At 67.6% G+C, this 21,569-nt stretch carries 21 protein-coding genes, 1 tRNA gene and 1 pseudogene; 10 read left to right on the top strand and 13 right to left on the bottom strand.

Annotated features, from left to right (window positions below):
- Positions 1–118: 118 nt before the first annotated feature.
- The gene (locus QH195_RS17665) at positions 119–2,461 is read left to right on the top strand and encodes an FGGY-family carbohydrate kinase (RefSeq protein WP_280436205.1); all 2,343 of its coding nucleotides are present in this window, start codon (positions 119–121) and stop codon (positions 2,459–2,461) included.
- Between the two features lie 335 nt (positions 2,462–2,796).
- On the opposite strand, the pseudogene QH195_RS17660 reads toward QH195_RS17665, so the two are convergent.
- The 3 genes and pseudogenes from QH195_RS17660 to QH195_RS17650 all read right to left on the bottom strand — a co-directional run.
- A pseudogene (locus tag QH195_RS17660) lies at positions 2,797–4,071 on the bottom strand (YibE/F family protein); the annotation flags it as partial.
- A 321-nt stretch (positions 4,072–4,392) separates the two neighbouring features.
- Positions 4,393–5,646, bottom strand: coding sequence for a pyridoxal phosphate-dependent aminotransferase (locus QH195_RS17655; RefSeq protein WP_432278434.1), 1,254 nt, complete (start codon positions 5,644–5,646; stop codon positions 4,393–4,395).
- Between the two features lie 85 nt (positions 5,647–5,731).
- Positions 5,732–7,054: a helix-turn-helix domain-containing protein gene (locus QH195_RS17650; protein WP_432278433.1), complete on the bottom strand. Its 1,323-nt coding sequence runs from the start codon at positions 7,052–7,054 to the stop codon at positions 5,732–5,734.
- Positions 7,055–7,351: 297 nt separating this feature from the next.
- Between QH195_RS17650 and QH195_RS17645 the strand changes: the two genes are divergently transcribed.
- Entirely contained in the window at positions 7,352–7,792 is a 441-nt protein-coding gene (locus QH195_RS17645) for a hypothetical protein (protein WP_280436203.1), read from the top strand.
- A 140-nt stretch (positions 7,793–7,932) separates the two neighbouring features.
- Here the strand turns inward: QH195_RS17645 and QH195_RS17640 are convergent, their stop codons facing one another.
- Positions 7,933–8,445, bottom strand: a complete 513-nt coding sequence (locus tag QH195_RS17640) for a hypothetical protein (protein WP_280436202.1) — start codon at positions 8,443–8,445, stop codon at positions 7,933–7,935.
- A gap of 98 nt (positions 8,446–8,543) precedes the next feature.
- Here QH195_RS17640 and QH195_RS17635 point away from each other — a divergent pair, with 98 nt between their 5' ends.
- A complete protein-coding gene (locus QH195_RS17635) occupies positions 8,544–9,113 on the top strand; it encodes a TetR/AcrR family transcriptional regulator (protein WP_280421923.1) in 570 nt (189 codons plus the stop codon).
- Positions 9,114–9,179: 66 nt separating this feature from the next.
- On the opposite strand, the gene dcd is transcribed toward QH195_RS17635, so the two are convergent.
- Positions 9,180–9,752, bottom strand: a complete 573-nt coding sequence (gene dcd / locus QH195_RS17630) for a dCTP deaminase (RefSeq protein ID WP_280421922.1) — start codon at positions 9,750–9,752, stop codon at positions 9,180–9,182.
- Between the two features lie 147 nt (positions 9,753–9,899).
- Between dcd and QH195_RS17625 the strand changes: the two genes are divergently transcribed.
- From QH195_RS17625 to QH195_RS17605, 5 genes are all read left to right on the top strand, one after another.
- Positions 9,900–10,277, top strand: a complete 378-nt coding sequence (locus tag QH195_RS17625; protein ID WP_432278432.1) for a VOC family protein — start codon at positions 9,900–9,902, stop codon at positions 10,275–10,277.
- 95 nt (positions 10,278–10,372) lie between these two features.
- Positions 10,373–10,446, top strand: a tRNA-Gly gene (locus QH195_RS17620).
- Between the two features lie 196 nt (positions 10,447–10,642).
- Entirely contained in the window at positions 10,643–10,897 is a 255-nt protein-coding gene (locus QH195_RS17615) for a hypothetical protein (RefSeq protein WP_280421920.1), read from the top strand.
- A gap of 133 nt (positions 10,898–11,030) precedes the next feature.
- Complete coding sequence (locus QH195_RS17610; protein WP_280436201.1) at positions 11,031–11,663, top strand: DUF4352 domain-containing protein; 633 nt, start codon at positions 11,031–11,033, stop codon at positions 11,661–11,663.
- A gap of 206 nt (positions 11,664–11,869) precedes the next feature.
- Positions 11,870–12,043 (top strand): hypothetical protein, encoded by a 174-nt coding sequence (locus QH195_RS17605; RefSeq protein WP_280436200.1) that lies wholly within the window; start codon positions 11,870–11,872, stop codon positions 12,041–12,043.
- A gap of 56 nt (positions 12,044–12,099) precedes the next feature.
- On the opposite strand, the gene QH195_RS17600 is transcribed toward QH195_RS17605, so the two are convergent.
- The 6 genes from QH195_RS17600 to QH195_RS17575 form a co-directional block, all read right to left on the bottom strand.
- The gene (locus QH195_RS17600) at positions 12,100–12,459 is read right to left on the bottom strand and encodes an ArsR/SmtB family transcription factor (RefSeq protein WP_280436199.1); all 360 of its coding nucleotides are present in this window, start codon (positions 12,457–12,459) and stop codon (positions 12,100–12,102) included.
- A gap of 14 nt (positions 12,460–12,473) precedes the next feature.
- Positions 12,474–13,709, bottom strand: coding sequence for an MFS transporter (locus QH195_RS17595; RefSeq protein WP_280436198.1), 1,236 nt, complete (start codon positions 13,707–13,709; stop codon positions 12,474–12,476).
- A gap of 231 nt (positions 13,710–13,940) precedes the next feature.
- Complete coding sequence (locus tag QH195_RS17590; protein ID WP_280436197.1) at positions 13,941–14,438, bottom strand: flavin reductase family protein; 498 nt, start codon at positions 14,436–14,438, stop codon at positions 13,941–13,943.
- Positions 14,435–14,956, bottom strand: a complete 522-nt coding sequence (locus tag QH195_RS17585) for an NADPH-dependent FMN reductase (protein ID WP_280421914.1) — start codon at positions 14,954–14,956, stop codon at positions 14,435–14,437. Before QH195_RS17585 ends, QH195_RS17590 begins: the two co-directional genes overlap by 4 nt.
- A 171-nt stretch (positions 14,957–15,127) precedes the next feature.
- On the bottom strand, positions 15,128–15,847 hold the full coding sequence (locus tag QH195_RS17580; RefSeq protein WP_280421913.1) for an SDR family oxidoreductase: 720 nt from the start codon (positions 15,845–15,847) through the stop codon (positions 15,128–15,130).
- 207 nt (positions 15,848–16,054) lie between these two features.
- Entirely contained in the window at positions 16,055–16,387 is a 333-nt protein-coding gene (locus tag QH195_RS17575) for a hypothetical protein (protein WP_280421912.1), read from the bottom strand.
- A 406-nt stretch (positions 16,388–16,793) separates the two neighbouring features.
- Between QH195_RS17575 and QH195_RS17570 the strand changes: the two genes are divergently transcribed.
- Positions 16,794–17,576, top strand: coding sequence for an alpha/beta fold hydrolase (locus tag QH195_RS17570; RefSeq protein WP_280436196.1), 783 nt, complete (start codon positions 16,794–16,796; stop codon positions 17,574–17,576).
- A 287-nt stretch (positions 17,577–17,863) separates the two neighbouring features.
- Here the strand turns inward: QH195_RS17570 and QH195_RS17565 are convergent, their stop codons facing one another.
- Together QH195_RS17565 and QH195_RS17560 are read right to left on the bottom strand one after the other, a co-directional pair.
- Entirely contained in the window at positions 17,864–18,628 is a 765-nt protein-coding gene (locus tag QH195_RS17565; protein ID WP_280436195.1) for a crotonase/enoyl-CoA hydratase family protein, read from the bottom strand.
- Positions 18,628–20,148, bottom strand: a complete 1,521-nt coding sequence (locus QH195_RS17560; RefSeq protein WP_280436194.1) for an acetyl-CoA acetyltransferase — start codon at positions 20,146–20,148, stop codon at positions 18,628–18,630. Before QH195_RS17560 ends, QH195_RS17565 begins: the two co-directional genes overlap by 1 nt.
- 333 nt (positions 20,149–20,481) lie before the next feature.
- Here QH195_RS17560 and QH195_RS17555 point away from each other — a divergent pair, with 333 nt between their 5' ends.
- Positions 20,482–21,564, top strand: a complete 1,083-nt coding sequence (locus QH195_RS17555; protein ID WP_280421908.1) for a DUF4185 domain-containing protein — start codon at positions 20,482–20,484, stop codon at positions 21,562–21,564.
- Positions 21,565–21,569 lie beyond the last annotated feature (5 nt).

The following is a 21,569-nucleotide window of genomic DNA, read 5'->3' as shown; positions in this document are numbered from 1 at the left end:
TCCCGTGCCAACGGGACCGGGCGGTACTGTCGGACGAGCCGCCCGGTTCGGGGGACGAGCCGTCATCGACCGGTCGGCGCTCGCATTTCGTGAAGCGGGAAGTACGGATGGGCTGCCGATGAGTTCAGTACTGGGAGTGTCGGTGGGGGCCGGCGCGATCCGCCTGGCGCGCCCACCTGCGGGCGCAGAGCCCGGCACAGTACCCGACCCCGTCGTACCCGAATCCTTCGAACTGCGCACCTTCGTGGTGCCGCCGGAAACTCCGAGCGCCGAACGCGCCGCGCTCTCGGTCGCGGCGGCCCTGAACTCGAACCCCGCCATCACCGCCACCGTGCTCGCCTGCCGTGACGAGCAGCAAGCCCGGGCATTGCATTCGGCGATGAACGACCACGCCCTCACCGATTACGAGATCGTCCCCGATATCGAGGCCGTCGTGGAATTCGCCACGGCCGCCGGCGCCCTGAAGGACGTGTCCTCGCTCGCCGTCTTCGATCTCGGCGCCTCCGGCCTCTCGGTGACGGTCGTGGATGTGTCCACCCGCCAGGTCCGGCATACCGAACGCACCGGCGATATCAGCGGCGAATACTTCGATTCGCTGATCCGGGAACAGCAGATCAACTCCGGCCGGATCGCCCATCCCCCGGACCCGGCCGGGCTCGCCGAACTCGACGCATTGTGCCGGTCGGCCAAGGAGCGGCTCTCGGCCGGTAACGCGGTCGCCCTGCCCAGCGGGTACGGGCCGGTGCTGCTCACGCAGGAGAATTTCACCGCGCTCATCGCCCGCGCCGTGGAAACCGCCGCCCGCGCCACTCGCGAGGTCATCGAACGATCGGGCCGGCCGGTGCAGGCAGTGCTGGCAGTCGGCGGTGGTATGCGCATTCCGCTGGTGAGCCGGGCGCTACGCGACGCTGTGGATATGCCGGTACTGGTACCGCCGGAGCCGGAGACGGCGACCGCCCGTGGCGCGGCGCTGCTGGCAGGCAGAGCACGCAACCCGCGGCCGGCCGATCCAGTGCCCGCGCGCGGAATCACCCCAGATGCCGAACATCGCGCATCCTCTGCCGAAGCCACTGCACGATCCACTCCCGGGCACCCGGATGGCAGCGACACATATCCGCAGGCCGATACGGGCCGGGCACTGCCCAGTGCCACCACCCCGATTCCCGGAGTGGGCGCCGGCCACCCGGGCGACACACGTAACGGCGCGGCCTCCGTCCCCCACGACCACGCGGCATCGGCGCACCCCGCCGCCCCGGCACCTGACGTATCACCCATGTACGCGGGCGGTTTCGCCGCTTCTCCGGCCACAGCCACAGCGCATCCTGGAGACCGACCGGCACTCCCCACGCCCACCGGCAAGGAGCCCGGTCCGGCCACAGCACCATTCGGCACGAACACCGGCGCCCTCGGGCCCACCACGCCCTTCGGTACGAACATCGGGTCTCCGGACCTCAACACCGCACCGCCCGGCACCGGCACAGCGCTGCCCGCCTCCACCGAAGCACTGTCCGGCCCGACCACGGCGCAACCCGGCTCGACCACGGCACCGCCCGACTCCGCCACCGGGCTGCCCAACTCCGCCACGGCATTGCGTGGCACCAATACGGGCCCGACCGACTTCGGCACCGCGCTACCCGGCTCCACCGCACCCCCGCCCGACTCCGGCACTTCGGCGGAGTCCGGCCGTACCGCCGTGCATGCCGACCCGGTCGCCGCACCGACCGGCGGGCTCACCCACCTCACCCCGAGCGCCGGCCCGACGACCCATTCCGGCACCCACCCTTACCCTTCGGATCCGCTGCCCACGCCCGGCTCGGACCGTCCCAGCCCTGAACCGCCGATACCGCACGAGGGCATCTTCGGCCCACCGACCGAGGCCCCGAGCACGCTTCTGAGCGTGGGAGCCATCAGTTCCCGTCCGGGCCAGGAACCGATCAGCGACCGGCCCGCACCGGCAGCCGCGCTGCCCGCACCGCTCAGTACCCCGGTACCGCGGCTGTCCGAGGACGAGGATCCCCCGACAGTTGCGTTGCGACTCCCGGCGAAGCTGTTGCCGCGCCGTTCGTTCGGTGAGCCGCCGCAACGGCCCAACCGGGAGATCAGCGCCGCGATGGTGGCGGTGAGTGCGCTGGTGGTGGTGGCCTCGATCGGCATCGGCCTCGGTTACGGACAGCATATGTTCAGCCAGGATTCGGCGACCGTACAAGGCACTTCACAACCGCAGACCACCTCGGCGGGCACTCCGTCGGCGACCACGCCGCCGTCGAGCGCGACCACGCCGCCGCCGGAACACGCGCCACTGGCCGAACCACCGCCGGTCTACCTGCCGGAACCCGAGGCTGCGGCCACCACCACTGCGGGCCCGAATACCTTCCAGGTCCCGGGTCTGCCGCCCATCGTCGTTCCGACCATCCCGCCGGAGGCCCTTCCCTTTTCGCGGCCGACCCCCACGGAACGCTGAACCCGTCAGGCCCGGCCGTAGCCGGGATCCGGCCGCCGGCCCGTAGGTGGAGGCCCGCCACCGAGTCGCTGCTGCGGATTCCACGGCTGTTGCGGATCCGGTTGCGGAACACCTTGTTGCCGACCCGGATTCTGCGGGCCGGGACGCGGCGGACCGGGTTGCCGTGAATCAGCGGCGGGGCGTGGACCCGAGCGCGGGTCGCCGGACCCAGGGCGCCGGATCCGGGGCTGGTCCCCCGTGGTCGGCCACGGTTGATAGTCGCGATCGGCCCGGCGCCGCGGACCGGTTTCGGGCCCTTCTTCCGGCCGCGGAACCGCCCGGTGGCTGCCGGTGTCGGCATGCCGGCCCGCCCTGGCCTTACGTGCGGGTGCGGGCGGTTTCGGCGTACCGAACGGCCGGGCGAGCAGTACCGCGATCCCCGTGGTCAGCGGTACCGAGAGCGCCAGGCAGATCCCGCCGACCGCCGATCGCGCGATCTCGATCGCGACGGCGTCGCCCACCAGCACATCCCGGATGGGCCGCCCGGCCACGCTGAACAACAGCAGCAGCGGTAGCGCGCCACCCGCGTAGGCGAGTACCAGGGTGTATACGGTGCTCGCGATATGGTCGCGCCCGACTCGCATCGCCGCCGCGAAGATCTCGCCCCGGGTGGCACCCTTGTCCAGTTCGGCGAGTTCGAAGGCAGCCGATGCCTGGGTGATGGTGACGTCGTTGAGTACACCGAGCGAACCGATGATGAAACCGGCCAGCAGCAATCCGGTGATGCTCACGTGCTCGATATAGGTCGCGACATTCGTGTTCTGTTCCTCGGACAGACCGGTCAGGGTGGTCGCTTCGATAACCAACCAGGACAGCACCGCGGCGATGACCATCGAGGTCAATGTCCCCAGCAGTGCCGAACTGGTACGCAGATTCACCCCGTGGGCCAGATACAAGACCGCGTACAAGATCAGCGAACCGGCCACCAGCGCAACCGGTATCGCGGGTTTGCCGTCCAGCAGGGCCGGTAGCAGGAACACCACCAGAACGGCGAAGGCGAAGCCCAGGCCGAGGATGGCCCGCACACCGCGCCAGCGGGCGATCGCGACGATCACCACCACGAATACGAGGAAGATAACGCTGAGCGGGAACCCGCGGGCGTAGTCGTCGAACGAATACAGCGGCGTCCCGTCCGGCGCCTCCTGTCGCACGATCCGCAGTTCGTCGCCGGCGGCCAGATCGGGCTGGCCGGGTCCCGGCGCGATTTCCAGCAGCGTGTGCTTACCGGCATGCGGTCCCGACTCGATGGCGATCAGGCTGCGCTGGCAGTCGTACACCTCCATGGGAGGCGGTGCCGGTTCACCGTCGAAAACGCGGCCGATGGACGGACTACCGCAGGCTCCGAGGTCCTGGCGGATCACGGTTCCGGCCTCGGTGACCACTGCCGAACCGTCGGCGTTCTGCATGGGCAGCGGGATATCGACCTGTTGCCGGTCGGGCCACAGCGCGATGGTGGCGACGACCACGATGACGCCGATCGCGATCAGCAATCCGACTACCACGCGGGCGGCGGTGGCACCGATTGCGATCGGCCGGGAGTGATCGTGATGGTGATGGTGATGGTCGCTCACGCGGCTCAGCCTAGAGGATCCACCGAGTGCCGCTACGGCCCGAGGATGGGCCCTACGCTGGGAATTCGGCAAGCTGCCGGGAAACTCGGGAAGGGGCGGCGGAGAGCAGGGGGATGTCTCCGCCGCCCGGGGGCAGGCGCCCAGGGGGGTAGGCGGCCTAACCCGAGGACCAGGTTGCCCAGGGGGGGTAGACAACCTGGCCGGGCACTCGAAGTGCCGAAGCCCACTGTACACACAGCATCCGCTTTTTTGCCAGTGGGTTCAGAAAATTGGCCATAATCCGGACGAGAGGTCGGTTTTCACCCATGTTCGGCCGCCCCGCTACTGGCGGTAGCTCGCCAGGAAGTTGCCGAAACGCTCGATGGCAACCGCCAGATCGCGAGCCCAGGGCAGGGTCACGATGCGCAGATGATCATGGTCGGGCCAGTTGAAACCGGTGCCCTGCACCATCAGGATCTTCTCCTGGAGCAGCAGGTCCTGAACCAGTTTCTCGTCGTCGTGGATCTCGTGGACTTCGGGATCCAGCCTAGGGAATGCATACAGCGCGCCTTTGGGTTTGACGCACGACACGCCGGGAATCGCATTCAATCGTTCCCAGGCGATATCCCGCTGCTCCAGTAGGCGCCCGCCCGGCAGGATCAGATCCTCGATGCTCTGATAACCGCCCAGCGCGACCTGGATGGCATGCTGCGCCGGCACATTCGGGCACAGCCGCGAGGACGCGAGCAGATCGATCCCCTCCAGAAAACCCGCCGCATGGTCCTTCGGACCCGTGATGGCCAGCCAGCCCGACCGGTAACCCGCCACCCGGTAGGCCTTGGACAGGCCGTTGAAGGTGAGGCACAGCAGGTCCGGAGCCAGCGTCGCCAGCGAAATATGTTTGGCGTCGTCATAGAGGATCTTGTCGTAGATCTCGTCGGCGAGCAGCAGCAGCCGATGCTTACGGGCCAGGTCCACCAGTTGCTGCAAAACTTCCGCCGAGTACACCGCGCCGGTCGGGTTGTTCGGGTTGATCACCAGCAGGGCCTTGGTCCGGTGGGTGATCTTGGCTTCGATATCTGCGATATCGGGCTGCCAGCCGTTGCTCTCATCGCACAGATAGTGCACCGGCGTACCACCGGCCAGGCTGGTCATGGCCGTCCAGAGCGGATAGTCGGGAGCCGGGATCAGCACCTCGTCACCGTTGTCCAGCAGTGCCTGCATGGTGATGGTGATCAGCTCGGAGACGCCGTTGCCGAGGTACACACTGTCGACATCCAGTTCCGGGAAGCCCGGGACCAGCTCGTAGCGGGTGACGATCGCCCGTCGCGCGGACAGTATCCCTTTGGACTCCGAGTACCCCTGCGCGTTCGGCAGGGCGGCGATCATATCCCGCATGATCACATCGGGCGCCTCGAACCCGAACGGCGCCGGATTGCCGATATTGAGCTTCAGGATCCGATGCCCCTCGGCCTCCAGCCGTGCCGCGTGTGCGTGTACCGGTCCACGGATCTCGTAGACGACGTTCTGCAGCTTCTTCGACTGCTCCAGAATCCGGGGGGCGGGATGCGAATGGCCAGTACTCACCCGATCCATGGTGCCACCAGGGGCAAGCGGATATCCGGCCCGGCCCCGGCACGTGCTCGTTCGGTTACCGCAGGATGTGGGCGCGACGGCGCGCTCACCCCGCGCCAGGGGGCAGGCTGCGGGTGGGTGTCGAGCCGCAGAATTCCTCGATCTGCTCGTCCAGGGACCGGGCCTGAGCCACGCCACGGTAGGTGGGAGCACAGATCCGCCGGCGTACCCCGGCGAGCCGTTCCTCGAGTTGTGCGATGCGCTTGTCCTCGGCCAGTTCGAGCACCGGGGACAGCGCCTCCGCCGCGCCGTCGATGCTGCCGTTGATCAGGTGCGCGGCTGCCGAATCGACCCGGGCCAGCGCTTCGGCACCATAGGAACGCTGACGCGCGGGACCGCTGCGATACAGCTCGATCGTGCGTTCCGTGGCGGCCAGCGCCGGTTCGGCGAGTCCGAGATGGATATAGGTGGCGCCCGCGTAGTAGCTGGCCTTGGCCTCCGAGAAGCCGAACACACCGCCCATTTCGTCGTGCAGGCTGTCGGTGGCCGGCCCCTCACTCGCCGCGGCTGCGGCCCGGATACAGCGTTCGGTATCGGCGGCGCTGCCGATCTTCGACCAGATCCGGGCCTCGATATTGTGCAGCCGCACCGCGGCGGTGGCCGAATCCGCGTACTGCTGGCCGCTCTGCGCCAGGGCCAGCGCCCGATGCGGCCGCTCGGACCAGTACTCGATCAGCGCGTGCATCCCCCGCGCCCACGCCCGCAGCCCGTTGTGACCACAGATCTCGCCGTAGGCCCAGGCCGCCCGGATCTGCTCGCCGGCGGCATCGAGGTAGCCCAGGTCGGTACTCGCGTTGGCGAGCAAACCCGACAGCGACCCCGCCAGCAGATATAGATGGCTGGTGTCGGACGGGCGCTGATGGCCCTCCAGCAGCCGGTACACCCGGCGGCGCACCCGCAGCATCTCCACCATCATCGGCATCGGCGGCGTGTGCACGTAATCGTTGGCGATCCGGGTGACATCTGCGTCGAGCTGATCCAAGGTGCTGGGGCCGATATTCGTCGCCTCGGCGCGACCGGCGTGATCGCTCGCCTCGTGTGCTGCCGCCATGATCAGATCCCTCTCCGAAATCGCCGCCGACCCGTCCCCGCGTACCGCCCCGCTGTCGATGAGGGCCAGGAGTTCGGCGTCATTGGAATAACTTCCGCGCACCGCGGTATGCCCGCCGGCGGCGCCGGGGCCGGACACAGGGTCGGCGGCGGTCAATGCGGCGAACCGGTTCCGCTCGACATCATCGGACCTGGCCAGGCAGGTATCGAGGGCAGCCTGGTTGACGGGACGCGGATGCACCCGGTCGCCACCGGCCTCCCATTTGGACACCAGTCGTTCGTGCACACCCAGATGTGCCGCGAACTCCCGAATGCTCATCCGTTTGGCCTCGCGAAGCGCCCGGGCCTCCTTTCCAGACCATTGGCCGACCACGTTGTCACCCTTTCCGAACGATTTCCTCCCCAGAGTACGAGCCGAATGTGACTGCAACCACAAGGAATTTCGCTACCGCGGCGAATGGCAGCGCAAGGGCAGTGGAACGTGAGCGCGGTGGCGGTTCCGGCACGCCGGTCCGGGCGGGATCCTGGAAAGGCAGGAGCGAAACGCCACCGGCCGTGGCTCGGCACGCCAGGGAGGCCCGGCACGCCCAGGGAGGCAAGGGGATTCACCGTGAATGTGGAAAAGCTCAGAACGGTCGACGACTGGGCCACCTACTACCGCCACGAATTCGGTCTACCGGCCACCGAACGCGGCGGCTTCGTAATGCTGCCGATCACCAGCCGAGCCTGCGTCATCCACCTACCCACCGAACGCGCCCGCGCCGTTCGCGAACTACTGGAATCCCGGGATATCCGGGTTCCCGTGCTGGCCCGCCAGATTCGCTGGAGCTTCGTGGCCTATCCGGATCGCCGGCCCGATCCCGAAGTGGTGGAAATGCTGCACCGCATCGATATCGACATTCCCGGCGTGGGCAGCGCGGTCATGCTGCCCACCGGGATGGGCCGCTGGAACCGGGAAGGCTGCAACTGGGTGGTACCGCCCGAACGCGACGGCCTGCTCCCGCCTTTGTCCTCGGTTATCAACGCCGCACTCCTGGCGGGCGGCAACCGGGAATGACCGGGGATGGGGCTACGTCCGGCAGCTCACAAGGCACGCCGGACGTAGCCCGCCCGCGGCGCCGACGGGTGACCGCGGGACAGGCTGTCCAGGACAGCCACCGGGATACCGGGCCGGTCTCTGCCCCGGCCGGCTCGGTATCACGGAAGTCGCCGCAGAACTCGCTGCGCATCGGGTAGCAATTCGGGTGCGAACCGGCGATGCCCGCGGGCGGCGAGGGTCCAGATACGCTCGCCGATCGTCCGTTCGTACCGAACGAAGGTGGCCAGCGAAACACTGTCCGGCCCGATCTCGACCACGAGGCGGCCGGTGAGCAGCCACGACCGTGCCGCGAGCGTGATCCAGGTGTCACCGCGTTCGACGACGGCCCATCCGGCCACACGTCCCGGGGCAGACCGGCGGCCGAGTCGTAATCCCAGCAGACCTCGCCAGATCAGTTGCCCCTTGATCCCGGCCACGGTGTCGAGCGCCGCGCGCGCCCATGCTTCCGGAGTCCCGGCCGCCGCCGCGTCGGTGACCAGCGTGAACTGATCGACGTAGTCGTATTCGGTTATCGCACTGCGCGCTCGGGTCGAGTCGGCGATGTCGTGCTGCCGAAACACGATCGGGTCGGAGCGGTCTTCGGCCACGCGATCCGGGAATCTGTCTGACATCGCCGCGTCTCCCTCTGGCTGATATACGGTTGCGTATAACAACGCTACCGCACTTATACGGTGGCGTATAGACCTCGGTCACGAAGGGAGACACAGCGATGGGAACGGCACGCACGCCGAGCGCCGACTGGATCGACGAGGGCCTGCGCGCCCTGGCTCGCGGGGGTCCCGACGCAGTCCGTGTCGAAGCGCTCGCAAAAGCGCTGGGCGTCACCAAGGGCGGCTTCTACGGCTACTTCGCCGATCGCAACGCCCTGCTCGAGGCGATGCTGGACACCTGGGAGCGGCGTAGCGTCGACGAGGTACTCGACAGCGTCGCCCGCGAGGGCGGCAACGCACGGACCAAGATCCAGCGAGCCGGCGCGCTCACCCTCTCCCCCGAACTACTGCCGATCGACCTCGCGATCCGCGACTGGGCCCGCCGCGACGAGTCGGTCGCGACCCGACTGCGCCAGGTGGACAACCAGCGCATGGAGTTGCTGCGCGAGATGATCGGCACCTACTTCAGCGACCCGGTCGAGGTCGAAGCCCGTAGCCTGCTCGCATTCAGTGCGCGGATCGGTATGCACTTCCTGGTCGCCGACCCGGCCGAGGGCGTGCAGCGCGACGAGGTGATGGCACGGACCGCCGATATCGTCCTCGGTCCGCCCGAGAAGGACGACCATTGAACGCCTCGTCAGGGGCGCCGCTACATGCCCGTCGCCACCCGGCTCAGCGGCCGAACACCGGCCGCCTCAGCTCGGCAGAGGGAAGTTCAGGTACGCCCGGGACGGCGTAGGCCCACGCTGCCCCTGGTATTTCGAGCCGGTGCCCGCGCTGCCGTACGGGTTCTCCGCCGGACTGGTCAGCCGGAACAAGCACAGCTGCCCGATCTTCATCCCGGGCCACAACGTGATCGGCAGATTCGCCACGTTCGACAGTTCCAGGGTGATGTGCCCACTGAACCCCGGGTCGATGAACCCGGCCGTCGAATGGGTGAGCAACCCCAACCGCCCCAGACTCGACTTACCCTCCAACCGGCCCGCCAGATCGTCGGGCAGGCTGCATACCTCCAGCGTGGATCCGAGCACGAACTCACCCGGATGCAACACGAACGGTTCACCCGCGGCGGGCTCCACCAGAGTCGTCAGCTCGTCCTGGCGCTGCGCCGGGTCGATATGGGTGTACCGGGTGTTGTTGAACACCCGGAACATCCGGTCCAGCCGCACGTCGATACTGGACGGCTGGACCAGGTTGTCCTCGAACGGTTCGAGCCCGAGCCGCCCGGCGGCGAACTCCGCCCGGATATCACGATCGGAAAGCAGCACGCCACGAGCGTAGCGACCACGTTCGAGCAGGACGGCCCCGGTCCGGCAGGCACCGTTTTCTGTCGCATCCCGCGGGCACACTGCACCTGATGGACGCGGCCGCCCGAAGCCCGGCCGCTGCACATACCCGCCGGTCCACGAGGAGGAATGCCCATGTCCGAGGCAACCGCGCACACCCACCACGGCATCGACTACATCGAACTCACCGTCACCGATCTGGACGCCGCCAAAACCTTCTACCGCTCGGCGTTCGGCTGGGAATTCAACGACTACGGCCCCACCTACGCCGGTATCCGCCGCTTCGACGGCAGCGCAGGCGAGGCGGGCGGCCTGGCCGCCGGTTCCGAGGTCCGCACCGGCGGCCCCCTGGTCCTGCTCTACTCGAACGATCTCGACACCAGCCTCCGCTCCGTCGGCGCAGCCGGCGGCACGGTCACCGAAGGCCCCTTCGACTTCCCCGGCGGCCGCCGCTTCCACTTCACCGACCCCAGCGGCAACCAGCTCGGCGTCTGGTCGGAAGTCTGACCCGAAACGCACGTCGACCGGGAGCGGAATCGACGAATGATTTCGATCCCGGCTCGGCCCTCTGCTAAGCTCGCCTTCGCGCCGACAGGCGTACCGCCGGTGTAGTTCAATGGCAGAACTTCTGCTTCCCAAGCAGACGGCGCGGGTTCGATTCCCGTCACCGGCTCCACCAAAAGATGCGCCTTGTCCAGGCAGGTGCGATTCAGCAAAGCGCGCAGACTCCGGGTACTGCACCCACTGCGCTCAATCATTCCCGTCGGCGAACCGGGACACCCCCTGTCGTACAGCCATAGCTGGGTCCGATGATCTTCCAGGGCGTACGGCCTAGTCCCGGAGCCTTCGGCGCCCTGTCGATCTACTGACACGTGCCGATTTCATTTTCCGGCGACACCCGCCAGCGACGGGTAATCCGCATCCGCACCTCTCTGGCCACCGTTGCTCTCGTCGCGTCTCCTGCAGCCTCCTACGGCCCCGTCGGCGCCGACCCCACCGACCCCGAGTCCATCTCCGGTTCCACCGCCGACGTCGCCTACGAAATCGGATGCCAGGACAGCACTCTCACCACAGTTCTCGCCCACGGCATCTTCCTGGACTCGCCGACGGCGTCCCCTTCGACGTGACTGGGCAGGACATGCGTGCCTTCGCTGAGCCATATCCCGATAGCTATCTGTTCAAACCATGTAACGCGCCACACTTTCCGGTGGATAACAGTCCGCCGGGTTCGACTGCGCACCAACACCCTGAGGGGACACCTTGACCAACCCGCCCTATCCGCCGCAACAGCCCTACGGCTCCTATCCGCCGCCCCCACCGCCGAAAAAGAAGACGTGGCCGTGGCTCATCATCCCTGCCATCGTCCTACTCTGCGGGTTCGGCGGCTGCGTCGCCATGATCAGCAGCAGTGACAAGGCCTCGGACACCTCGGCCCCGGTGCCCCGTGCCGCCGCCCCCGCGGGAGAGCCCGCAGCAGCCGCCGCACCCGAATCCGACACGGCGCCGGCGGGCTCGCCGGTCCGGGACGGCAAGTTCGAGTTCGTCGTCACCGAGGTCGAACAGGGACTGCAGACCGTGGGGACGAATCCGTATCTGCAGAAGGAAGCCCAGGGCCAGTACGTTTTGGTGCACACCACGGTCACCAACATCGGCGATGTCCCGCGCGCCTACTTCGGCGGGAACCAGCAGTTGATCGATGCCCAGGGGCGAGAGTTCACCAACGACACCATGGCGGAGGTCAACGTCAACGACTCCTCCGTTATCGGGGCAGACATCAACCCGGGTAACACGCTGAAAGTGATCATCGCGTTCGACGTCCCGGCCGGCGCCCAGCCCGCGGCAATCGAGTTCCACGACTCGGCGTTCTCCGGCGGGGTGAAGGTCGCGCTGTAGCGAGAAAGGCCGAACGGTGAGACCCAGTTAGCGCCAACTCTGCTGTTGCGGGTCGAACTACGACAGGCCCGTCCTCACCGACGGGCCTGTTCCCGTTCGCACCGTTCCATCGCCCCGCTGAAACTGCACTCTGTCGACAAGCGACCACGGCCGGCACCGAGCGCACGCGCTTCTGGTGCACTGCGCACGAGCCGCGGCCGGCCGTGATGATCGCAGCCGGACACGCACTCGAGAATCGCGCCGAAGTCGTCGTCGTGCCACACCTGACCGCGACCGACGTTTGGCAACGCCGGGAATGGCACGCGCCGGCCGAGATGGTCGGCCTTATCGGCGCCGATGGTGTGATGCTGGGTGACGGCACCGGATCTGCCGCCGAGTGATCGGATACGTGCTTTCGCCGTGAGCTGATCGAACGATGGCCCGACCTGCACGATGGCTACTCGTGTGGGGGTTCGCCGGTGATCATGTGGTCGGCGTGATTGATTCCTTCCCGCACCAGGCGGGTGAGGTGGCCGCCGCGGAGGCGGTAGATGACGCGGCGGCCTTCTTTGCGGGTGTCGACCAGACCCGAGAAGCGGAGTTTGGCCAGGTGCTGACTGACGGCGGTGCGGGAAGGCCCGCAGGCATCGACGAGGGCGGTGACATCGGCTTCTCCGTGGCTGAGCAGCCACAGGATGTGCAGGCGGGTCGGGTCGGCCAGCATCTGGAATATGCCGGTGGCGGCTTCCAGGCGGGCCGGGTCCGGAGAGACCGGGTGGGTGAGACTGGCCGCGGGATCGTCTGCGCGCTCGGCCATCGTGGTCACCACTTTCATCGGACCGCCGCGACCGGTGTGGCGGGACGGAACGCCGGCCACAGGCGTGCGGCTGTGATGGTTGCGAGTGTAACCAGTACCGCCAGCAGCGCTGCGGCAATCGGATGCCCGGCGCGGGCGCCGACCCATCCGGCGATCGGGTAGGTGAGCAGGAAGCAGGCATGGGACAGGGAGAACTGGGCGGTGAACACGGCGGGGAGTTCCTGTTCGGCCGAATGGTCGCGCACCAACCGAGACGCGGGCGTGGCGATCAACGATGTTCCGGCGCCCAAGGAGATCCAGGTGGGCGCGAGGATCGCCCAGCCGAGGATCGGACCGGGTGCGGCCACGAGCAATAGGGCGCATACCGAGAGGCCCGCCAGGACGACGACGGCGCCGGTGAGCATCACCGTTCGGTCCGGCAGCCGGGCGAGCAGACGCGGCAGCAGTAGTGCCACCAGCATCGAGCCGGCACCGAAGCAGCCCAGTGCGATCGCGACTCCGGCGCCGGTTCCGTGCAGCAGGTCGCGGACATAGACGACCGTGTTGACGAGAACCAGCCCGGTACCGCAGGCAGCTACCAGATTCAGGGCGAGGAGCCCACGCAGTTCCGGCCGGGACAGCATTACGCGGGCGCCGGCGAAGATCCGGTCGGACAGCGGCTGGGCACGATCCGGCTCCGGAACAGCCGGTAACGTCGTGCAAACGACGAGCAGCGCCGAAGCGGCGAAACCGGTGACGGTGCCCAGGAACAAGCTGTGGTATTCGAGCACGATGAGCAGAGCAGCCGCCAGCAGTGGTGACAGCACCGCCTCCAGGTCGTAGGCCAGTCGCGACAGGGACAGTCCGCGCGTGTAGTCGTCTCTGTCGGGCAGCACCGAGGGGATCACCGATTGGAACGCCGGGGTGAACGTCGCCGAGGCCGCCTGCAATACGAAGATCAACAGATAGATCTGCCAGACCTGATCCACGAACGGCAGGACGAGGGCGACGGCGGCACGGACGATATCTGCGGTGATCAGCACCGCACGCCGTGGGAGCCGATCGGTCATCGCGGCGATCACCGGCGCCACCACTACATAGGCCACCATCTTGATCGCCAGCGCCGTACCCAGCACCGCGCCCGCGTCTTCGCCGGCCAGGTCGTAGGCCAGCAGACCCAGCGCGACCGTCAGCAGTCCGGTCCCCACCAGCGCCACCACCTGGGCGGTGAACAGCCGCCGAAACACCCGGCCACCCAAGATATCCAGCACAGCGACCCGACCTCCGTCAACGACAGCGCATATCCCGAAAATACACCATACGTGCGCAAGTGCGCACTTGTAGGGCATTTATATGCCGGATCGGTGAGGAACTCGGGTGGACGCCGGAGCGGTGCTGGTCACGCTCGGGTGGGGCACAGCGGCATCAGCGGTGCGCTGATCCGCCGAGCGGGCGGCCAGGTGATCGGCAGCCACCGCCCGACGGAATCGAGGACAGACCGCTCAACCCGCGCGCAGGAGGCGGAATCGGGAACCGTGGAACACCAGCGGTTCCCGGCCGGGGTGGATTGCCAGGCGGTGGATGCGCAGGATGACCACCGTGTGGTCGCCCGCCGGGACGTGCGCTTCGGGGGTGCCTTCGATCCAGACCGAGGCGCCGTCGATGAACACTGCCTCACCCGTACCGTCGTGCAGATCCAGGCCGCGGAAGCGGTCGCCGTCGTGGGAGGCGAGGGAACGGGCGGCGTCCTGTTGGTCGGTGCCGAGCAGGCTGAGGCCGAGGTGGCCCGCGTGGACCAGGCGGGTCCAGGTGGCGGAGGTGTTCTGGATGCAGAACGACACCAGCGGTGGGTCGAGCGAGACCGGGACGAAGGTACTGACGGCGAGACCGTGCGGTTTCCCGTCGACCCGGGCGCAGACCGCCACCACCCCGCTCGGGAAGTTGGCGAACGCCCGGCGCAGACCCGTGCCGTCGGCGGGGGTTTCGAAAAGCTCGTTCACGATTCGACCTCTTGTTTCGCGGGAGACACCGTGGACAACGCCTGCGCCACCGGGCGCCAGCGTTCGGCGTACGCGGTGAGTACGCCGTCGTCACCGAAGGTCCGGTCGGACAGGTAGAGGCCGGGCAGGGCGGTGGTCGCGCCCAGCTCCACCAGCACCGGTTTGAGCAGCAGATCGGGAGCCAGGGCATGCGCTGGGCCTGCGCCGAGCATCAGCGGGACGGCGAGCACCCCGGCGAGGCCGGTGCCGCCCTCGAATTGTTCCAGGAACAGTTTCAGCAAGCCGGTGTAAGTGGCCTTGAACGTGGGGCTGGCGAAGACCACCAGGTCCGAGCCGGCGACGGTCCGCACAGTGTCGGCGACCGCCGGGTCCCCCCAGCCGAGCAGACCGGGGCCCAGGTCGACCAGGTCGATGATCGTCGGCTCGACCTCGGGGCGCAGCGCCGCGGCGAGTGCGACACCCGCCGTCAAGGTGCGGGATGCCGGCTTCGGGTTGCCTACCACCACGGTTACGGTCACGTCGGCGCCTCCTGCTCCGGCCGGTGCCGGGCTCGTCGGGTGCTGTGTACCCAGTTCAGCATCTGCGTGGTTGCCGGTGCCAGGGTTGCGATCGGCAGGATCGGAACCGAGCTGCCCGGCGCCGCGCCCGTTCCCGCGACTCGACCCGTCTCCGCCGCGACTGCTCCGGTCTCACCACGGGATCATCCCGTTGCGGTCGAAGAATCCGCCCGTGGGCCCGTCTGCGCCGAGGGTGGCCAGCTGCACTATCGCTTCGGTGCCCTCGGCCAGGGTTTGAAAGCCGGTGTGTCCGTTGAGGTCTGTCGCGGTGAAACCCGGATCCACCGCGTTGATCCGGATATCCGGCAGCGCGCTCGCGTATACGGCGGTGAGCATGTTGAGCGCGGCTTTGCTCGCGGGGTAGCCCAGGGTGGGGAGTACGAGATCCTTCCATCGGGGATCGGTGAAGGTGGCGATCGATCCCATACCACTGGAAACCATGACGATGCGCGGATGTGTGCCGGCCCGCAGCAGCGGCAAGAAGGCACGGGTTACCCGAACCGCGCCGAAAACATTGGCGTCGAACACTTCCGCCAGCTCGTCTGCAGAGGTGTCGGCCGGATGGGAGCCCCGGTCCGCTGTGCCGGCGTTGTTGATCAGTACGTCCAGACGCCCCGCCTGGGCGCGGACCAGGCCGTACGCCGCGGCAACGGACTCGTCCGAGGTCACGTCCAGCGGAACGAACCGCACCCGCCGACCCTCGGCGGCCAGCTCGGCGACCGCCTCGGTGCCGCGCCCGGCATCGCGTGCCGCAAGGAATACCTGCCACCCCAGGTCGGTCAGGCGTCGTACCGTCTCGCGGCCCAAACCTTTGTTCGCCCCGGTCACCAAGGCGATCGTCGATGATGTCACGTCCCCAGCGTTACACCGGGTAGCCGCCGTAACCAGGGCCGGATCCGGCATAGGACCGCTGGTCCCACCCCGAGCCACCGTGGTCGCCGCAGGAAGACGCGGCACACACGACAGGACCGGCCGCGGTGTCGAAAACCGCGCTCCCGCCTCCGGCCTGTCGACGTGGATCCGCCGGCCGGTGCCCGGTCTACGACGCGAGCAAGACGCCTACTGCGACGTCCCGAGGCATTCGCCTACGATCTTGGTAGTCGCCGCTTCGGCCTTGGTTTTGTCCTCGGGGCTCAGGCCGAGGGTCGCCGGATCGGCCATCCGGGTGTCGAATTCGTCGCTGATCATGGTCTGCAGACCCTCTTGGGAAATACCCTCCGCCAGGTAGATCTTGGCGGCGCAGTCGGCGAAGGCCGGGTCCTTGAGACCCTTTTCCTGCAGGGCTTTCGACAGGTCCGCCTCGGTGAGCGCGGGCGCGGATTCGGTATCGCTACCGCAGGCCGCCAACAGCGGCAGAATGACTAGGGTCGCGGCAAAAAGGGTCTTCCGCACCGGGTTCCTCTCTCAGATGTATCACCTGGACGCCGCGGTGATCGGGGATCGTCCCACGGTCGTCCGCGTGACGCCCACGCATGTGTGTAGTCGCAGTCACACTCGGGCCGCAACTCGGCAGGCGATAATTCGAGAAGACTCACATCGGTTCTCGGCGCAGGCCGGGCCGGATATTCCGGTCCTGTTGCGGATCGTGTCCGGAGCCCGAAACCCCAGCCGACCGCTTATATACAACATGGATAGGCTTGCGTCTCATATCGGAGCGCCGGCCAGACACCTGAGCACAGGGTGTCAGGCCCGCTTGCCTATCGCTCGGGCGTCCAGCGACAGGACGCGAATCAAACTGATGTCCCCCGCCTGCTGTTAGTCTGATTCCGCAGTTCGGGTCCCGATCGGAGAGCTGGGTATGACTGATCTCGAGCACCATCGCGAAGGCCGCGGCGAACCCCTCGTTCTGGTGCACGGGGTGGGCAGCCGATGGCAGGTCTGGGAACCGGTCATCGGCACCCTCGCCGAACACTTCGACGTGCTCGCGGTCGATCTGCCCGGTTTCGGCGGCTCCGCACCGCTGCCCCGCACCACCGTGGACACGTTGACCGACGCCCTCGCCGATTTTCTGACCGCCCAGGGGCTCGACCGGCCGCATCTCGCGGGTAATTCGATGGGCGGCGGGATCTCCCTGAACCTGGGTGCCCGCGGCCTGGCCCGTTCGGTGACAGCCTTCTCGCCGATCTTCTTCTGGGACAAACCGGGCCGGGTCTGGTGTCAGCAATCGCTCGGCCGGTCCAAGAAGCTCGGCCGCTTCCTCGGCCCGGCGATGCCGAAGGTGCTCGCCACACCGATCGGCCGCACCGTGTTCCTGAGCCTGGTCTTCGGCAGGCCCTGGGCGGTCGATGCGCAGACCGCGCTGGCCACCGCCGAGGGCGCGGTGAAATCGCTCGGCTTCTCACCGGCACTGGACTCGTTCACCGAGGCGAAACTCGCCGACCCCGCGGCCCTGGCGGACCTTCCGGTGACCATCGCCTGGGGTAACCGCGACATCCTGCTCACCTACAAGACCCAGAGCCGGCGCGCCCGCGAGGTACTCCCGCACGCCCGCCACATCACGCTGGACGGCAGCGGGCATACGCCGTTCTACGACGATCCCGCCGCCTGCGCACGCGTGATCCTCGATCAATTGCCCAGCTGACAGGCGGACTCCGGCGCCGCCCGAATGCGCCGGGATTCGCCCGCCCACGAAGGGCGCCGCCGACCTCGCCCGGATGACCGGTTGGGACAAAGTGCTGCCGAGCCTGCCGGTTACCGGCCGCCGTACAGCCTTCCGAACTCCGCCCCTGTCGTCGACCTCTGCGAAGCGCTGGGCCTGCCTGCTGCCCGAACGGCGTAGCGCGATCGGCAGTCGACGAGGCCGCCGAATGCCGGAATATCGGCCGAACCGCCGCGGTCGGCCGGCCACACCGTACGACGCGGGAAACCTCAGCGACCCCGCCAAACCGGATCGCGCTTCTCCGCGAATGCGAGCGCGCCCTCGGCCGCGTCCTTGGAAGCGATTGCGGGAAGCGCGATCTCCCCCTGCTTCGCGAAACCCTCGGCCGTGCTCCAATCCGGGGACTCGTCGATGATCCGTTTACTGGCCGCCACCGCCAGCGGGGCGGCGGCCGCGATCTCGCCCGCCAGCTCCAAGGCGACCTCCAGCGCTTCACCGGGCTCGGTCACCCGGTTGACCAGCCCCAGCTGGTGCAGCCGTTCGGCCCCGATCCGGCCGCCGGTCAACGCCAGTTCGGCCGCGATACTGCGCGGCAGGCGCTGAGTCAGGCGCATGACACCACCGCCTGCCGCCACGAGCCCGCGTTTCACCTCCGGGATACCGAATTTCGCGTCGCGTGCCGCGACGATGAGGTCGCCGGAGAGAGCCAGTTCGAACCCGCCGGCCAGCGCGAACCCCTCGACCGCCGAGATCATCGGTTTGGCCGGCGGTTTCGCGGCGATACCGAGCGGCCCGCGACGTTCGGTCACCGGGAACTCACCGCGGGTCATCCCGATCAGATCCATTCCGGCGCTGAAGGTTCCGTCCGCCCCGGTGAGCACGAGCACCCGCGCGGTATCGTCGGCCTCGAATTCGTCGATCGCGGCCTCGATCGCCTTCGCGGTCGCCAGATCGATGGCGTTGCGAGCCGCGGGCCGGTTGACGGTGAGCACGGTTATCGCGTCACACCGGTCCAGGAGCACGGATTCGGTCATCAGGCTGTCCTCTCGCTGCGCAGAATGAAACGGTCGGCGGCGGTGATCTCGATGGCAGCGCCCAACCGGTCGCCGGTGGTGCAGGCGGCAATGGTCTCGCTGTCCGTCGCCCGGACAAGTATGCGTGCCCCGGCCGGGTTCAGCGCACTGACCACCACGGCTTCGGCTTCGTCGCCGGCGCCGCCCTTTCGGTGCGGGACGGTGTAGGCCTCGATCACCGCCGGACCCGTATAGCCCGGAGCGGTCTCGCGGCGGGCCACCGGAACCTCGGCCTCCACCGGACGGAACGGTTCGGCCGGCGGTTTCGCCGAGTACACACCCACCCCGTGTTTGGTGATGTACCAGCCGAGCGCGGTGGTGAGCCCGTAGTCGCCTGGATTGTCGCGCAGGATCCGGGCCATGGTGGCGATGCCGTGGGTGCTGTAGTTGTTGCCCGGACCGCCGCCGAAGGTGAGGCCGCCGGTGACGGTGAGCGGTCGCGCCGGATCGTCGATCGGCAGACCCAGCGCCGCGGCACCCACCTGCACGGCCACCGGGAAGCACGAGTACAGATCGATATGGGCGATATCGTCGATACCGATCCCCGCACCCGCCAGCGCGGTGCGGCCGGCCGCGGCGATCGCCGGGGAGGCAGCCATATCGCTGCGTTCGGAGACATACCAGATATCGGTGGCGGTGGCGCCGCCGTGCGGGAAGACCCACCGATCCCGGGGCACCCCGGCCGCGTCCGCCGCCGCGGCGCTGCACAGGATGAGACCCGCGCCTTGGTCGACCGTCAGATTCGCCATGAGCAGTTTCGGGTACGGGCTGGACACCATCCGGTTGTCGGGTCCGGTGGTGACGAGCTCGGCGACGGTCCGTTGCGCCGGCATCCAGGCGTACGGGTTCCGGGCCGCGACCTCGGAGAACCGCGACCACAGCCCGCCGATACGCGCCAGGTGCGACTCCTGGTCGAGTCCGAGGCGGTTGCGCATCGCCGATTCCATCAGCGCGTACATGTAGATCGGCCCCCACAGTCCGGCCGCGGTTTCCATTGCGGAGCTGGGGGCGTCGGTAGCCCCGACGATTTCGTCGGGTACGGCGTTCTCGTGCTGTTCGGGCCAGCCGGGGTCGGCACCGGTTTTCTTGGCTTTGTTCAGCGAGGCCACCGATTCGGCGCCGCAGATCAGCGCGATATCGGTTTTGCCGTCGGCGATCTGCCGGCCCAGTAGGTTGAGCAGCCGCTGGGGGGCGTCGCCGCCGGCGGGTGCGGATTGCAGGGTCCGTTTCGGCGAGGCACCGATCTGCGCGGCCACCGTTGCGGCCAGATTGGGGTAGGAGCCGCTGACGGTGGCGACCGCGGCCACCACATCGGCCGAACGCAACAGCGCATCGCCGGTTCCGCTGTCCGCACCGGCGCGGCGCAGCGATTCCGCCGCCAGTTCGACCGCCCCGGGCAGACCTGGTTCACCGGACCGATGCACGATCTGTCCGGCTCCGACGAGCACCGGTGTGCGCGGGTCCATTCCGGCTGGCAGCATACGTCCTCCGCTTCCTCACTCGAGAAAACCGCTGAAATGCACGGTTAACTTCTCGATTACACCATGGAGTGATCTACGGCGCTCTTCGGCAACCGTCCTGCGGAGTCGCCGCTGGTGACAATTCGGCAACAACGCCGCCGTGCCGTGTGACACCGGCACAGAACCGCCGCGCAATGCGTCTGATCAGCCCATATCCACTGCTAACATGACCGCGATCTGCCAGCCAGTCGAAATGAGCCGTGTAACAGATCCCGAGGTGCCCACGTTTATTCGCGGCGATTCTCGACGCAACCCGGAGGTCCGACGGACTTGAAAAGAACCGGATCCATACTTATGTCTCTGCTGGCGGGCGCATCGGCCGCAATGCTCGCGGCCACCGCACCGGCCACGGCGAATCCCAACGCCATCAATCCCATTCCGGTGCTGAACGGCACCAATGGGCTTCCCCAATTACACGGGGCCACCCGGGCCGTTTTCCAGGTCACCGGCATGGCCAGCCCGAACGGCACCCACAACTACAACATGCTCGGCACGGATCTGGGCATCATGTGGGACAACGGGCACGGTGAAATGCTCACCGCGTTCGGCGATACCGCCGGAGTCGGATTCCCCAATCTGCTGTCCGGCAGCATGTGGGCGTGGCGCAGCAATGTGCTGGTCCGCAGCCATACCCGCGACCCCCGTCACGGTATCTACTTCGACAGTGTGGTCCGCGATGTCTTCGGTCAGGCACGCGATCTGATCCCCAGCCCGAAGATTCCGTTCCTGGAGATCAGCCGGATTCCGACCGCCGGTATCTCGGTCAACGGCGTTCAGTACATGAGCCTGATGTCGGTGAAGACGTGGGACACCCCCGGAGAATGGACGACCAATTACTCCGGACTGGCCGCATCCGCCGACAACGGCGAAACCTGGGCCGACCTGACATTCACCCGCCGGCCGAACGAAGGCGCCAACCGGAATTTCCAGATGAATGCGTTCGCGAAAGACGGTGGCTACGTTTATGTTTACGGCACCGCCTCGGGTCGCGACAATGCCGCATACATATCCCGGGTCCGCGAGGCGGAGATCCAGAATCTGGGTGCCTACGAATACTGGGACGGCGGGCACTGGAAACACGGTGACGTGAATGCCGCGCAACCGATCATGCACGGGGTCGGCGAATTGTCGGTCATGTGGAATGAGTATCTGGGTCAATATGTTTCGCTCACCACGGACCCGTTCAATTCGGTGGTTATGCGCACCGCGCCCGCCCCGCAGGGCCCGTGGAGCCCGCCTCGGGTACTGATCGACGCGCGGGAACTGCCCACCGCCTACGCGCCGTCGATCTTCCCGTATCAGACCGGTAGCGATCTGTACTTCCTCACCACCGTTCACAACCAGTACAACGTGGTGCTGATGCGAACTCAACTCTGACGCGA

The sequence above is a fragment of the Nocardia carnea genome, assembly GCF_029868855.1.
In the GTDB taxonomy this organism is placed as follows: domain Bacteria; phylum Actinomycetota; class Actinomycetes; order Mycobacteriales; family Mycobacteriaceae; genus Nocardia; species Nocardia carnea_A.
This window is presented reverse-complemented; position numbering and strand designations above follow the sequence as displayed.